Raw genomic sequence first — 12,945 nt, forward strand, 5'->3', positions numbered from 1 at the left:
TCTGTAACCGGGGGGCGGTGACAGGGCGGCACGGGCGCGTCGGCCGGGAAGGCCCTTGGGCCAGAATCCCGAAGGCAGGCGGGTTTCCAGGGAAGGCGCCTGCCTGGAGGACGATCCGGTACAGGAAGGCTCGGCCATTGCGTGCGCCGATGCGACCGCAACTCGTGAGAGACTTGTTTAGCAAGTCGTTTTAACTCACGGAAATTATTGTTTATTTATTGTTGACAGTCGGTGGATTGTTTTGCTTGCAATGAGTCGCAAGGCGCTGAAGGCGCTGAACTCTGGGAGGCGATCATGAAGCGGAGCGTAGGACGACGCCTGTTCGGCGCGGCATTGGCAAGCGGACTTCTGGCGGCGGGTACGGCCGTAGCGGGTGGGTCGGGTATGCCCTGGGAAGGGCCGATCCAGCAGGTGGTGCAGTCGATCACCGGACCCGTGGTCCAGGCCGCGGCGGTGATCGCGGTGGTCCTGTTCGGGGCCGGGGTGGCCATGAGCGAGAGCGGTTCCTCCATGAGAAGGGCCTTGGGCATCCTGTTCGGCCTGACCATCGCCTTCGCCGCATCGACCTTCTTCCTCGACTTCTTCGGCTTCGCCGGCGGGGTGGAGATCGTCTGATGGCCCGCGCCCTCGACACCCTCCATCCCGAAGGCTGGGACCTGCCGGTCGCCCAGGCCCTGGTCGAACCCGTGCTGATGGTCGGCATGCCGCGCGACTACGCCATCCTCATGGGGACGACCGCCATGGTGCTGGGACTGGCGCTGCGCATCTGGTGGCTGGGCCTGCTGTGGTGGGCCGTCGCCCATGCCGTGGGCCTGTGGGCGGCGCGGGCGGACCGGCGCTTCTTCGACGTCCTGCGGCGCCATCTGGCCTTGCCTGGCCATCTGGACGCGTGAGGCTCCCATGCGCTTCCTCGACGAACACCGCCGTCGTCCCGCCAGTCTGGCGGATCATCTGCCCTGGGCGGCCCTGGTCTCGCCGGGCGTGGTTCTGAACAAGGACGGCTCCTTCACCACGGCCTTCTCTTTCCGGGGCCCGGACCTGGAATCCTCGACCGAAGAGGAACTGATGGCGGTCAGGGCCCGGTTGAACAACGCCCTGAAACGCCTCGGGACCGGCTGGTGCCTGCATGTGGAGGCGCGTCGGCGGGCGGCGACGCCCTATCCCGAGAGCGGCTTCGACGTGGAAGCCGCCTGGCTGGTCGACGCGGAACGACGCGATCATTTTGAACACGCTGACCTGGCCTTCGAAACGGACTATCGGTTGGCCTTGACCTGGCTGCCGCCGGCCGACGAGACGCGGCGCATGGAGCGCTGGCTGTTCGACGGCCTGGCCAGGGCCGGACAGGACTGGCGCCATACCTTGGCGACCTTCCGCCGCGAGGCGAATACGACCTTCGACCTCCTGGCGGACGCCCTTCCGGAGATCGAGCCGCTGGAGGACGCGGCCCTGCTGACCTGGCTGCACGCCTGCGTCTCGCCCAACCCCCATTTTGTGAGGCCGCCGGAGACGCCTGTCTTCCTCGACGTCTGGCTGGCGGACGCCGGCCTGACGGGCGGAACCGCGCCCCGGCTCGGCGACCAATGGCTCAGGACGGTGTCGGTGCGGGGCCTGCCCTCGGCGACCCGGCCCGGCCTGCTCGACGGCCTCGGGGCCTTGCCTTTCGCCTATCGCTGGACCGCCCGTTGGATCGGTCTGGACAAGGCGGAGGCCGAGCAGGAGATCGTCAGGCTGCGCAAACGCTGGTTCTCCAAACGAAAGGGTGTCGGGGCCCTGCTGAGGGAGGCCATTACCCACGAGGAACAGCCCCTGATAGACACCGACGCCGCCTCCAAGACGGAGGAATGCGACGGAGCTCTGGAGATGCTCGGGGCCGAGGCCTGCGCCTTCGGCTATCTGACCCTGACGGTCACGGTGCTGGACGAGAGCGAGGAGGGGGCCTCTGCCAAGGCGCGCGCGATCGAGGCGGCGCTCAACGCCCAGGGGCTGACGGCGCGGATCGAGGACCTCAATGCGGTGGAGGCCTGGCTCGGCTCCCTGCCGGGCGAGCCCTACGCTGACGTGCGCCGGCCTCTGGTCTCGACCCTCAACCTCGCCGACCTCCTGCCGGTCTCGGCGGTCTGGGCCGGACCGTCAGGAGACGCCTGCCTGGACGGGCCGCCTCTGGCGGTCGCGCGCACCACGGGATCCACGCCCTTTCGGCTCGTGCTCCATGTCGGCGACGTCGGCCACGCCATGGTCGTGGGGCCGACCGGGTCGGGCAAGAGCGCACTGCTGTCCTTCCTCGCTCTGCAGTGGTTTCGCTATCCGGGGGCGCGAGTGGTCTTCTTCGACAAGGGACGCTCGGCGCGGGCGGCCACTCTGGCGGCCGGCGGCCGCTGGCGGGCCCTGGAGCCGGGCGCGGCCTTCTCGCTCCAGCCCCTGGCCGGAATCGATCGGGACGACGAACGGGCCTGGGCCGCCGAATGGATCGCCGAGACCGTGCGTCAGGCCGGGCTCGAGCCGACGCCGGCGGTCCGCGAGGAGATCTGGGCGGCGCTGGCGGCGCTCGGCGAGGCGCCGCTTGAGCAGAGGACGCTGACCGTCTTCTGCGCCCTGGTCCAGGACAAGGCCGTGGTGGCGGGCCTGGAGGCCCTGACCCTGAAGGGGCCGCTCGGGGCCCTCCTGGATGGGGCGGGCGGGAGCCAGGCGCCGAGCCGGTTCGACACCTTCGAGCTCGAGGCCCTGATGGCGACGCCCTCGGCGGTCGCGCCCGTGCTCTCGGCCTTGTTCCATCATCTTGAGCGGAGCTTCGACGGCCGACCCACCCTGCTGGTGCTCGATGAGGCCTGGCTCTTTCTCGGCGAGACGGCCTTTGCCGCCAAGATCCGCGAATGGCTGAAGACCCTGCGCAAGAAGCGCGTCGCCGTGGTCTTTGCCACACAGAGCCTGGACGATGTGGCCGCCTCGTCGATCGCCGCCACCCTGATCGAGTCCTGCCCGACCCAGGTCTTTCTGCCCAATCCGCGGGCGCTCGAGCCGTCCTCGGCCGAGCTCTACCGGGGCTTCGGCCTGAACCGGCGCCAGCTGGAGTTGATCGCCTTCGCCGCGCCTAAGCGCGCCTACTACTGGCGTCAGCCCCAAGGGCGACGCCTGTTCGACCTGCGACTGTCGGGTGTGGCCCTGGCCCTGTGCGGGGCCGGATCGCCCGAAGACCAGGCCCTCATCGACGCCGTGCTGATGCGATCCGGCGAGGCCGGTTTCGCCCGTGAATTTCTCAAAGCCAAGGGAGTGCGAGATGTGGATTCCGTTTTCGACGCCTTCGCCCCGCCGCTGGCGGCCGAATAGGTCGGCTGCGGTCATCGTCGCCGTCACGGCCCTGATGGCCGCTGACGGCGTACAGGCCCAACAGGTCGTGTTCGACCCGCGCAATCACATGGAGAACGCACTCCAGGCGGCGCGTCAGCTCGAGAGCCTGGCCAATGAGGCCCGTAGCCTGGCGGCCTCGCCCTACAGCCACCTGGCCCAGAACAGCCAGGCGCTGCAGGACATGGCCGAACTGGCCCGGTCGGCGCGCGGGCTGGCGGCCTCGGTCGACGGGCTCGAGCGGCAGTTCGCGGATCTCTATCCCGACGATCTGTCGGGGGCGGACGCCCTGGACATGCTGGAACAGGGACGCGGACGCGCCGCCAATGCCCGGCGCACGGTCGGGGACCTGGCCCGCACCGCCGCCGAACTGGAGCGGCTGGGGCAGGGGCGGGGACAGAGGCTTGCCGGCGCCCTGAACGCCAGCCAGTCGGCCTCGGGCCAGACGGCGGCGGTCCAGTCTTCCAACCAGATGCTGGCGGTCCTGGCCGAGGACCTGGCCGCCTTGCGGGTCATCATGCTGGCACAGGCCCGGCTGATGTCGGAGGGGGCGGCGCGCGAGGCCGCCGAGCGGACGGCGGGCGCCGAGGCGCGCCGCCGCATCTGGGCCCGGCCGGCCGCGGTCCCGAACCCGCCGGCCTTCGATCCCCTGTCGAACGCCCGGAACTGAGGGAGCAGGGCGATGGCGGCGATGGTCGGCGTGGAGACTCCCAACGAGCTGATGGCGGTCTTCTCCAACACCGTCTCGGCGGGCTTCAGCGCCCTGCAGGGGCCGGTCAACGGCGTGTTCGGGCTGATGATCGTCCTGGTCGTCGCCCTGACCGGGATTCAGTGGGCCCTGTCTTCCAACCGCGAGGTTCTGGCGTCCGGCTTCGGCAAGGTCCTGCTGATCGGCGCCTTCGCCTGGCTGATCAATGACTGGCAGGCCCTGTCCGAGACGACCTACGCCGGCTTTCTGGAGTTGGGCCTGACGGCAGGCGGCGGTGGTCTCAGCCGTGCCGACTTCCTCAATCCTGGCGCCATCCTCGCCGAAGGTTGGCGGATCGTGAAGGCGCTGGGGGACACCCCGGCCCCGGTCGAGAACCCGCTCGACATCGCCGGCAACCTGACCGACGCCCTGATCCTCGGCCTAGCGATGATCGGGATCATGCTGGCCTTCGCCGTCCTGGCCCTGCAGATCATCGTCTCCCTGGTCGAGTTCAAGATCGTGACCCTGGGCGGCTTCATCCTTCTGCCCTTCGGCATATGGAGCAAGTCCGCCTTCCTGGCTGAACGACCTCTGGGTTATGTCGTCGCGGCCGGCCTCAAGGTCCTGGCCCTGGCCATTGTCGTCTCGGGGGCGAGGAGCGTCTTCGACCAGCTCCAGCCTTCGGCCAATCCCGACATCTATGAAGCCCTGACCATTCTGGTCGCCGCTATCCTTCTGGCTATGCTGGCCGTCTTCATTCCCAATCTGGCATCGGCCCTGGTCACCGGCGGGCCGGCCCTGGGCGCAGGCGCGCTCGTGACAGGCGGGCTGGCGGTCGGCGGCGCAGGGCTCCTGGCCGGCGCCGGTCTGGTCGGGGCAGGCGGCGCCGCCGCGCGCCTGGCTGGGCCGGCGAGAGCGGCCTCAGGCGCGGGGGGCGGGCGGTCGACGCCGCCTTCGGGTTCGGGCTCGCCTTCGTCCCCGTCTTCGCCGTCGCCTTCACCGCCCCCGTCTTCATCGGCCTCGCCCAGGCCCGGAGGGCTAGCGCGCGCCTCTAATGACAACCCGTCGCCGTCGGGTCCGAGATCCGCGCCTGGAGGCGTCGGCGTTAGCGAGGCCCAGCGGGCCTGGTCTCCGGACGCCGGCCCACAAGGGGAACCTTCGTCGGCGGCGGAGCCGGGACCGGGGTCTAAGTCCGGGAAGGACATGGCCGGCGGCATTCCAGGCACTACGGACGGGCCAGGCCTTGGCCGCAAGCCCGAAACCATCGCCCGGGAGGCTGAGGCGGCGCGCAGGGATTTCCACCGCGCGGCGGCGGGCGGCGACGTCCCGGCGCGGGGCAGGGCTACGGGCCGATCCGCGGCGCTTCAGGCCTTCTTCGTCGCCAACGCCGGCCGCGGCCTCATGCCCTCCGGCGAGACCAGCGGCGTCCTGTCGCCCTCCCTGAAAACCGAGGAGCCCTGAAGGCCATGCATCCCTTCTTTCGCCCCCGGCGGGCGCTGAGCGCCGCGCCTGACTCCACCCCCTATCAGCGGGCCGGCCAGGTCTGGGACGACCGCATGGGTCTGTCCCTGGCCCACGCCCGCAACTGGCGGCGCATGGCCCTGGCCAATCTGATCCTGGCCGCCTTTCTCGGCGCGGGCTGGTGGGTCCAGGCCGAGCGGGCCGTGGTCATGCCCTTCGTGGTGGAGGTGTCCGACTGGGGAGAAACCCAAAAGATCACCGCCATCGGCGGCCGCTACGAGCCCAACGAGGCCCAGGTCGGCCACGCCTTGGGCGGCTGGATCCGCGACGTTCGCTCCAAGAGCATCGACCCCATCGTCATCCGGCAGAATTGGCTGCGGGCCTATGACCTGATGACGCCGCGCGCCGCCGCCTTCCTCAACGCTTGGGCCCAGACCCACGACCCCTTCGCCGACGCCGGGCGCGAGGCGGTCAATGTCGAGGTGCTCAACGTCGTGCGCCGCACCGAGCGAACCTACGACCTGCAATGGCGCGAGACCCGCTTCGTCAACGGCCAGCAGGCCGGGAGCGAACGCTGGCGGGCGCTGATCACGACCGGCCTGCAGCCGCCTCGTACAGAGGCCGAGTTGATGAAGAACCCCCTGGGATTGAAGATCGAGGACGTATCATGGACCCCCGACGCTTCCTGAGATCGGCGCTGCCCCTGGCCGGGGCGGGCCTGCTCCTGTCCGGCTGCGCCGCCCTGCAGGCCGGCGACGAGGTTCTGGCGATCGCGCCTGCGGCTGAGGCGGAGGCAGAGGACAGCCCTGCCGTCGAAGTCCTGGCCCTGCCGGCGGAGAGCGAGACGGCCGTTCCGTATCTGGCCGTCGTGAGCGGCAGGCCGACGGTCGAGGTCGAGGCGACGTCCGGACCAACGGGGCGTGCGGCCATCGCCCGGGCCAACCAGGCGGCGCGGGCGCCGTCGCGGGCGGACGGTTTTGTCGGCGGGGTCCGGGTCTTCGCCTGGTCTCCGGGGCGGGTGTTCGAAATCTGGACCGCACCTTTACGGGTCACCACCCTGACGCTGGGGGAGGGCGAGACCCTCGTCTCCAAGGCCGCCGGGGACACGGTGCGCTGGCAGATAGGCGAGGTCGCCTCCGGGGCGGGTTCGGCCGGCCGCACCCATGTCTTGATCAAGCCGCTTGAGCGCGGGCTGGAGACCAACCTGGTCCTCACCACCAATCGTCGCGTCTATCTCCTCGATCTCAGGAGCGGCGCAGCCGACGCCTTCAACGCCGCCGTGGCCTGGGATGACGCCGGACAGGCCGGGAAGGTGGCGGAGCCTGAGTCGCCGGACCGGGTTGATCGGGTCGCGACGCCTCAGGGGCCGCTCGACGCCCGCTACCGCATCGAGCCCTTAGGGCGGCGGGCGCGCTGGACGCCGACCTCGGTCTTCAACGATGGCCGGCGCACCTTCATCGCCTTCGGCGCGGACCTGGAGGGCCACGAGGCGCCGGTCCTCTTCGTGGTCGCGCCGGACGGCGAGGCCCAGATGGTCAACTACCGACAGCAAGGCGGGCTCTTCGTGGTCGATCGCCTGTTCGATCGGGCCGAGCTGCGCCTGGGGGATCGTCGTCCGCAGGTCGTGCGGATCCGTCGGCTGGGAGCCGGGCTATGACGGCGCCTCAAGGTCCCGGTTCGCCGCTTCCCAAGGAACCGGTCCACCTGTCTCTGCGCGCGCTGCGGCCGCCGGTCGTCCGACTGCGCAAGTCGGTCGTCCATGTCATGGTTCTGGGCGGCGTGGTCCTGGTGGCGGGATCGCTCGCATGGGCCTTCGTGGTTCAGCCGGAGTTGCGGGCCAACGCCCAGGCGCGCGCCGGGGAGGATCGTCCGGACGCTGCCGCCGGGGTGGTGCGGCCAGCCGAGGCCGTCACGCGCCAGCCGGCCAGCTATGATCGCTTGCCGCCGCCGCGCGGCGCTGCGGCGGTCGGCGCTGACGTTAAGGGCCCAGCGCCGTCTGCCGCTTCATATCCTCAGCCGGCCTATCGTCCGGTCTCGACGCCGAGGACGCCCGACAACGGTGCGGCGCAAGCGGCGCGCTCTGGCCTCTTCTTTGAAGGTAGTGTCGGCGGGCGACCATCGGTCGAAGCTCCGCCTGAACGGCCAGCGTCGGACCGGGGTCTGCTGACGAACGGAAGCCGGGGTTCGGCCTACAATCCGAATGTCCTGGTTGCGCCCCTGTCGCCCTTCGAACTCAAGGCCGGCGCAGTCGTGCCGGCGGCCCTGCTGACCGGCGTGGACACGGCGCGTGCGGGGCCCGTGGTGGCCATGACCACCCAGAACGTCTTCGACACGGTGAGCGGACGGCACCTCCTCATCCCCCAGGGCACGCGGCTGATCGGCCGCCATGAGGGGGAGAGCGCCTATGGCGACCGGCGGGCTTTCCTGGTCTGGGATCGGTTGATCCTGCCCAACGGCAAGAGCCTGATGCTGGACGGAGAGCCCGGCGTGGACGCGCAAGGGGCCGTGGGCGTGCGCGGTCAGGTGGATCGCCGGCTGTTTCCCCTTCTGGTCGGGACGCTTTTCGCCGGAGCCATCACGACGCTCGGGCAGATGGCCCGGGACGGCGGCGACCGGGGTTCGGGCGGCTGGCGTGGGGACGCCGGCGACGCCGCCGCCATAGAGGGCGCTCAGGTGGGCGGCCGTCTGGTGGATCGCGAACTCGAGGTGCGCCCCTCGATCCGGCTGCGCTCGGGCGCCCCGGTGCAGGTAATGATCACGCGCGACCTGGTGCTGGAGCCCTATCAGCCATGACCCCGCACCGGACCCTTTGGCGGCGCTGGAGCCTGACTGCAGCAGGGATCGGTCTGGCTGCGGGGGCCTTGGTCGCAGCCGACAGGCCGACCCTGGCCTTGGTCAATGAGAGCCCAAGCCTTCCGCGCGGCCTCTATCTCCGCTCGGGGGCGGAGGTCGAACGCGGGTCGATCGTGGCGATCGCCCAGCCCGGACGGGTTCGACGCTATCTCGCGCGACTGGGCATGCCGTCCGAGGTCCTTCTGGTCAAGCGCGTCGCGGCCGTCGGCGGCGACAGGGTCTGTGCTGACAGCCGCGTCGTCCGCACGCCCGGGCGGCGGGTCTTGAGGGTCGCAAGGGACGGCGAGGGGGTCGCCCTCCCGACCTGGAACCAGTGCCGCCTCCTCGCGGACGACGAGCTCTTCCTGCTCGGCGACACGCCGGGGAGCTTCGACAGCCGCTATTTCGGTCCCGTCCTCAGGGACGAGGCGAGGGGAGTCTATCGGGAGGTTCTGACATGGTGAGACTGTTTTTGACGGCGGCGCTTCTGGCGGCGTGGCCGGTCGTGAGCTCGGCCCAGACGGTCGACTGGTCGCGCGCCGGAGGCGATCTGTTCGGGCGAGCGGCTGTCGTTGAGGAGGGGGTATGGGACGGCGGTGATGAGTCGCGTCTGGGGCCGCTGAGCCAACCGTTCGGCGAGGCCGTGGCTGCGGCCGCCGATCGTCACGGTCTGGACCCCAAGCTGCTCCATGCCCTGGTCCTCACTGAGAGCGCCTATCGTGCGGACGCCCGATCGCCGGCCGGCGCCGGCGGACTGACCCAGCTCATGCCGGCCACCGCCCTCGAGTTGGGCGTCAAGGATCGCTTTGATCCCATTGAAAACCTTATGGGCGGCGCCGATTACCTGGCGCGGCAGATCCTCAGGTTCGGGGACCTTCGCCTGGCGCTGGCAGCCTATAACGCAGGCCCCGGCCGTGTCGCCCGTCTGGGGCGCGTGCCCGATATCGCCGAGACCCGCGCCTATGTGGCCACGGTCGTGGACTGCTACCTCGCTCTCAGCGCGGGGCGGCAACTGACCAGTTCGCGCCAATGCGCCTCCAGGGAGACGGGGCGATGATCCCGGATCGCGATATTGAAGGGGAAGCGCCTTCGACGGATGGGGACGAGGACCTGCTGACGCGAGCGGAGGCTTCAGCCTTCATCGGCCTGTTCGGCATCCGGATGAAGCCGGCGACCCTGGCGCGGCTGTGGTCCACCGGCAACGACGGCCCGCCCTGCCGACATGTCCGGTCCAAACCTCACTATCCGCGGGGCCTGCTGCGCGACTGGGCCCGGTCGCAGATTTCCGACATCCGGACAGGCGCGCCGTCTGCCGCAAGAGGACGACGCCGGTGACTTGGGAGCAGGATCGGGAACCGGTGGAGAGCGGCGGACCGGAGGACCGGCTGCTGACGTGGAATAAGGTCCGGGACGTCACGGGCCTGAGCCGCTCCACGGCCTGGCGGCTTCAGCGGCTGGGCGACTTCCCGGAACCGGTGCGGATATCGGTGAACCGGGTCGGGTGGTGGGAGAGCGAACTGACGGCCTGGAAGGAGACGCGCAAATCCCGAAAGTCGAGGCGGCCGATGTCCCTCACGGCGCCGCGCGCGCCCAAGCTGATCGAGAGCGCCCGCTCCGCCCGTCCTGGAATTGATCGGCCCCTATCCGAAGTGTCGAGACAACCTCAGGAGGTTCCGCCGTCGTCCGCCGCCATGAGCGAGCGTCGGCCCCGGCCCCGTAAACGACATGTTTCGGCCGATCAGATCGATTTCGGTTTCTAGCCACTCGCGCTTCCATCCGGTACTTTGCGACATGCATTGCGGACAGCAGCATGTCCGGATTCTCGAGCTGGACGTGTAGGCAGGCGGGACGCCGCCAGCGCCCTCGTGTGGGATTTTATGATAGGCTGAACGCCGTGACCCAGATGACTCTTCCGCCGAGGCACTATCCGACGTCGCGCGCCAGGTGCGCGGACCTGGTGGTGCATATCGTCGGTCTGGCCTTCGCCCTGTTCGGCGGCGGCGTCCTCCTGGGACTGTCCGTGGCCAAGGGAAGCCTCGGGCTGGTCCTGGCCGTCTGCGTCTATGCGGTCGGCATGCTGGCGATGCTGGGCTTCTCAACCGCCTATAATTTCGCAGCGCCCCGGTGGCGCCCGCTTCTACGTCGTCTCGATCACGCGGGCATCTTCCTGATGATCGCCGGCTCATACACGCCGTTCACCACCCACAATCTCACCGGCGCCTGGGCGTGGGGCATGACGGCTGCGGTGTGGAGCCTTGCGATCCTCGGGGCCCTGGGAAAGCTGTTCCTGCCGGGCGTCGGCCGCCGGTTCTGGATCGTCCTGTACATTGCCTTGAGTTGGTTGGTCGTGATCGCCTTCAAGCCGATGATCGCTCACGGCTCCTGGATCGCCCTTCTGCTTCTGGCCGTCGGCGGGGCCCTCTACATGTCCGGAGCGGTCTTTTACGTTCGCAAGAAGCTCGGGTGCTTCCGGGCCGTCTGGCATGGCCATGTGGTGGCGGCCGCCAGCGTGCATTGGGCGGCGGTTCTGGTCGGCGTGGTGCTGGCGTCGTCCTGACGGGGCCTATGGCGAGGCCGTTCGTCGGCCCTTGCGGCTCCGGCGACCGATCCAGCAATGACGTGAAGTCAGCGCTCTACCAGAAGGGTGAGGCTATCGGCTCGGGACGCAGGGGCGGCCCAGCGGCGGTGGGCGGTGACTAGTCCGAGCCCGACGACGAAGTCCTCTCCGACCTTCTCCCCTGGACCTTCTGGGAGACGCACGGCTTCATGGTGATTCTGGCCCTGTTCGCCATTGCCTGCTTTGCGGCACGGGTCATTCTTCGATAGGGACGGGTGCTGGGTGAAGGCGGGCATGGAGACGATCAGCTTGCCGCAGGCGCGCCGGATGGCGCTCGGCGCCCAGGGATTCGGCGGCCGCCGGCCCGAGGCTCCATCGTCTCTTCATCTCATGCGCACAATCGATCATCTGCACCTGCATCAGATCGATAGCGTCAACGTGCTGTCTCGCGCGCACTACCTGCCGGCCTTCTCGAGACTGGGCGGCTATGACCGCGCCGATCTGGACCGGCTGGCATGGGGGCCGCCTGGCCAGCGCCGACTGTTCGAATATTGGGCGCATGAGGCGTCCCTGATCCCGTTCGACCTGCACCCGCTCCTGCGCTGGCGCATGGCCCAGGCCGATCACGGCGAGACCGGCTGGGGGCAGATGAAGCTCTACGCCGGCGAACGGCGCCCCGAAGCCATGGCGCTTCTGGACCGGATCCGGAGCGACGGCCCCATGGCGGCCTCGGATTTCGAAACCCACAAGGGGCGACCCGGCTGGTGGGAATTGAGCGATACGAAACGGACGCTGGAGTGGCTGTTCTGGGCCGGCCACATCACGACCGCCGAGCGGCGAGGCAGTTTTGAGCGCGTCTACGACCTCGTCGAACGCGTCTTACCGGTGGCGGTCCTGGCGGCGCCGACGCCGACGGACGCCGAGGCGCATCGCGGATTGATCGAGCGGGCGGCGCGGGCGCACGGCGTCGCGACCGAGGCCGAACTGCGCGACTATTTCCGTCAGCCTCTGGAAGCGACGCGGCGCGCGATCATGGAGCTGACGGAGGAAGGGGTTCTGATCCCGGTCTCGACGCCGGGCTGTCGCCACGCCTGGGTGCATCACGAAGCGCGCACGCCGCGCAAGATCGAGGCCTCAGCGCTTCTTGCTCCCTTCGATCCGCTGATCTGGCATCGTGACCGCGCCGAGCGACTGTTCGGTTTCCGGTATCGCATCGAAATCTACGTGCCTGCGGAGAAGCGGCTACATGGGTATTACGTGCTGCCCTTTCTTCTGGACGAAGGGCTCGTCGCCCGCGTGGACCTTAAGGCAGACCGCCAGCGCGGGCGTTTGATGGTTCGGTCCGTCCATCTGGAGGAGAACGCGCCTGCCCATACGCGGGACGCCCTCGAGGCGGAGCTGGGCCGCATGGCGGACTGGCTGGGGTTGGAGGAGGGCGTCGTGTCCGATCCGGGCTCAGTGGATGTGGCGGAACGCTGAGCCGACCGCCGCCGCCAGCACGTCGCCAACCGCTCTGTTCACGCGCCTGGAGGATCGAAAGGTGTGGATAGATATCGGCGTCGTGACCGCAGCTGCGACTAATCGATTCCGTGTTTGAAATGTCGATGTCGGGCGACGCCGACTGCTTCGGTAACCTACCCGGTTCGAGCCGCTAGAATCACCCGCGGGAGCCTTGCCTGGGCACCATGAACGGCCCTCGTTGGAGGGCTTGTTCAGGCGCTAGGTCGCCCGCTGAGCTCGATCGCTGAAAAGGGGTGCAAAGCCATGCAGAACGAAGACGCGAAAAATCGTATCGCGTGGTCGGCGGATGGGAAGCTGGATGGGAAGCCACCAGGGGTAAATATTAAGCGCAATAATTTCATGGGCTTAATACCCCCGAGTGGCTCCGCGGGTAGGATTCGAACCTACGACCAGCCGATTAACAGTCGGCTGCTCTACCACTGAGCTACCGCGGAACATCCCCTCGGGGGAGGCCGGCGTATAGCAGCGCCTTTTCGATTCATGCAACGGGTAAAAGGCAGAAATCGCCAAATTTTTTCGCAATGCCCTGCGCTACAAGGCTCCG

General features: G+C 68.9%; 14 protein-coding genes and 1 tRNA gene. 14 read left to right on the top strand and 1 reads right to left on the bottom strand.

The window, feature by feature from the left end:
• Positions 1-294 precede the first annotated feature (294 nt).
• From AC3A3G_RS00155 to AC3A3G_RS00220, 14 genes are all read left to right on the top strand, one after another.
• Positions 295-615 carry a TrbC/VirB2 family type IV secretion system protein gene (locus tag AC3A3G_RS00155; protein ID WP_487487251.1) on the top strand — a complete coding sequence of 107 codons (321 nt, stop codon included), beginning with the start codon at positions 295-297 and terminating at the stop codon, positions 613-615.
• On the top strand, positions 615-893 hold the full coding sequence (locus AC3A3G_RS00160) for a VirB3 family type IV secretion system protein (RefSeq protein WP_114816580.1): 279 nt from the start codon (positions 615-617) through the stop codon (positions 891-893). Before AC3A3G_RS00155 ends, AC3A3G_RS00160 begins: the two co-directional genes overlap by 1 nt.
• Positions 894-900: 7 nt before the next feature.
• A complete protein-coding gene (gene trbE / locus AC3A3G_RS00165) occupies positions 901-3,324 on the top strand; it encodes a conjugal transfer protein TrbE (protein WP_487487252.1) in 2,424 nt (807 codons plus the stop codon).
• On the top strand, positions 3,275-4,012 hold the full coding sequence (locus tag AC3A3G_RS00170) for a TrbJ/VirB5 family protein (RefSeq protein WP_487487253.1): 738 nt from the start codon (positions 3,275-3,277) through the stop codon (positions 4,010-4,012). The genes trbE and AC3A3G_RS00170 overlap by 50 nt, the downstream gene beginning before the upstream one ends.
• A 12-nt stretch (positions 4,013-4,024) precedes the next feature.
• Positions 4,025-5,491, top strand: coding sequence for a P-type conjugative transfer protein TrbL (trbL, locus tag AC3A3G_RS00175; RefSeq protein WP_487487254.1), 1,467 nt, complete (start codon positions 4,025-4,027; stop codon positions 5,489-5,491).
• A gap of 5 nt (positions 5,492-5,496) precedes the next feature.
• Positions 5,497-6,180 carry a conjugal transfer protein TrbF gene (trbF, locus tag AC3A3G_RS00180; protein ID WP_487487255.1) on the top strand — a complete coding sequence of 228 codons (684 nt, stop codon included), beginning with the start codon at positions 5,497-5,499 and terminating at the stop codon, positions 6,178-6,180.
• Positions 6,159-7,148 (top strand): P-type conjugative transfer protein TrbG, encoded by a 990-nt coding sequence (trbG, locus tag AC3A3G_RS00185; protein ID WP_487487256.1) that lies wholly within the window; start codon positions 6,159-6,161, stop codon positions 7,146-7,148. Before trbF ends, trbG begins: the two co-directional genes overlap by 22 nt.
• Positions 7,145-8,284: a TraB/TrbI/VirB10 family type IV secretion system protein gene (locus AC3A3G_RS00190; RefSeq protein WP_487487257.1), complete on the top strand. Its 1,140-nt coding sequence runs from the start codon at positions 7,145-7,147 to the stop codon at positions 8,282-8,284. The genes trbG and AC3A3G_RS00190 overlap by 4 nt, the downstream gene beginning before the upstream one ends.
• Entirely contained in the window at positions 8,281-8,787 is a 507-nt protein-coding gene (locus tag AC3A3G_RS00195) for a S26 family signal peptidase (protein ID WP_487487258.1), read from the top strand. The genes AC3A3G_RS00190 and AC3A3G_RS00195 overlap by 4 nt, the downstream gene beginning before the upstream one ends.
• Positions 8,781-9,380 (top strand): lytic transglycosylase domain-containing protein, encoded by a 600-nt coding sequence (locus AC3A3G_RS00200; RefSeq protein ID WP_487487259.1) that lies wholly within the window; start codon positions 8,781-8,783, stop codon positions 9,378-9,380. The genes AC3A3G_RS00195 and AC3A3G_RS00200 overlap by 7 nt, the downstream gene beginning before the upstream one ends.
• Positions 9,377-9,658, top strand: a complete 282-nt coding sequence (locus AC3A3G_RS00205; RefSeq protein ID WP_114816571.1) for a hypothetical protein — start codon at positions 9,377-9,379, stop codon at positions 9,656-9,658. The genes AC3A3G_RS00200 and AC3A3G_RS00205 overlap by 4 nt, the downstream gene beginning before the upstream one ends.
• Positions 9,655-10,083 (top strand): helix-turn-helix transcriptional regulator, encoded by a 429-nt coding sequence (locus AC3A3G_RS00210; protein ID WP_487487260.1) that lies wholly within the window; start codon positions 9,655-9,657, stop codon positions 10,081-10,083. Before AC3A3G_RS00205 ends, AC3A3G_RS00210 begins: the two co-directional genes overlap by 4 nt.
• Positions 10,084-10,226: 143 nt before the next feature.
• Positions 10,227-10,880 carry a PAQR family membrane homeostasis protein TrhA gene (gene trhA / locus AC3A3G_RS00215; RefSeq protein WP_487487484.1) on the top strand — a complete coding sequence of 218 codons (654 nt, stop codon included), beginning with the start codon at positions 10,227-10,229 and terminating at the stop codon, positions 10,878-10,880.
• A 294-nt stretch (positions 10,881-11,174) separates the two neighbouring features.
• The gene (locus AC3A3G_RS00220) at positions 11,175-12,359 is read left to right on the top strand and encodes a winged helix-turn-helix domain-containing protein (protein ID WP_487487261.1); all 1,185 of its coding nucleotides are present in this window, start codon (positions 11,175-11,177) and stop codon (positions 12,357-12,359) included.
• Between the two features lie 401 nt (positions 12,360-12,760).
• Here the strand turns inward: AC3A3G_RS00220 and AC3A3G_RS00225 are convergent.
• A tRNA-Asn gene (locus tag AC3A3G_RS00225) sits at positions 12,761-12,835 on the bottom strand.
• Between the last annotated feature and the right edge of the window lie 110 nt (positions 12,836-12,945).

This window comes from Brevundimonas sp. Soil_N_31 (assembly GCF_057655995.1).

Excerpts from the sequence above, each read along its gene's own strand:
- trbG (WP_487487256.1), top strand. The coding sequence starts at position 6,159 with ATGGACCCCCGACGCTTCCTGAGATCGGCGCTGCCCCTGGCCGGGGCG.
- AC3A3G_RS00200 (WP_487487259.1), top strand. The coding sequence starts at position 8,781 with ATGGTGAGACTGTTTTTGACGGCGGCGCTTCTGGCGGCGTGGCCGGTC.
- AC3A3G_RS00160 (WP_114816580.1), top strand. The coding sequence starts at position 615 with ATGGCCCGCGCCCTCGACACCCTCCATCCCGAAGGCTGGGACCTGCCG.
- trbE (WP_487487252.1), top strand. The coding sequence starts at position 901 with ATGCGCTTCCTCGACGAACACCGCCGTCGTCCCGCCAGTCTGGCGGAT.
- AC3A3G_RS00155 (WP_487487251.1), top strand. The coding sequence starts at position 295 with ATGAAGCGGAGCGTAGGACGACGCCTGTTCGGCGCGGCATTGGCAAGC.
- AC3A3G_RS00170 (WP_487487253.1), top strand. The coding sequence starts at position 3,275 with ATGTGGATTCCGTTTTCGACGCCTTCGCCCCGCCGCTGGCGGCCGAAT.
- trbL (WP_487487254.1), top strand. The coding sequence starts at position 4,025 with ATGGCGGCGATGGTCGGCGTGGAGACTCCCAACGAGCTGATGGCGGTC.
- AC3A3G_RS00220 (WP_487487261.1), top strand. The coding sequence starts at position 11,175 with ATGGAGACGATCAGCTTGCCGCAGGCGCGCCGGATGGCGCTCGGCGCC.
- trhA (WP_487487484.1), top strand. The coding sequence starts at position 10,227 with ATGACTCTTCCGCCGAGGCACTATCCGACGTCGCGCGCCAGGTGCGCG.
- AC3A3G_RS00205 (WP_114816571.1), top strand. The coding sequence starts at position 9,377 with ATGATCCCGGATCGCGATATTGAAGGGGAAGCGCCTTCGACGGATGGG.
- AC3A3G_RS00195 (WP_487487258.1), top strand. The coding sequence starts at position 8,281 with ATGACCCCGCACCGGACCCTTTGGCGGCGCTGGAGCCTGACTGCAGCA.
- trbF (WP_487487255.1), top strand. The coding sequence starts at position 5,497 with ATGCATCCCTTCTTTCGCCCCCGGCGGGCGCTGAGCGCCGCGCCTGAC.
- AC3A3G_RS00190 (WP_487487257.1), top strand. The coding sequence starts at position 7,145 with ATGACGGCGCCTCAAGGTCCCGGTTCGCCGCTTCCCAAGGAACCGGTC.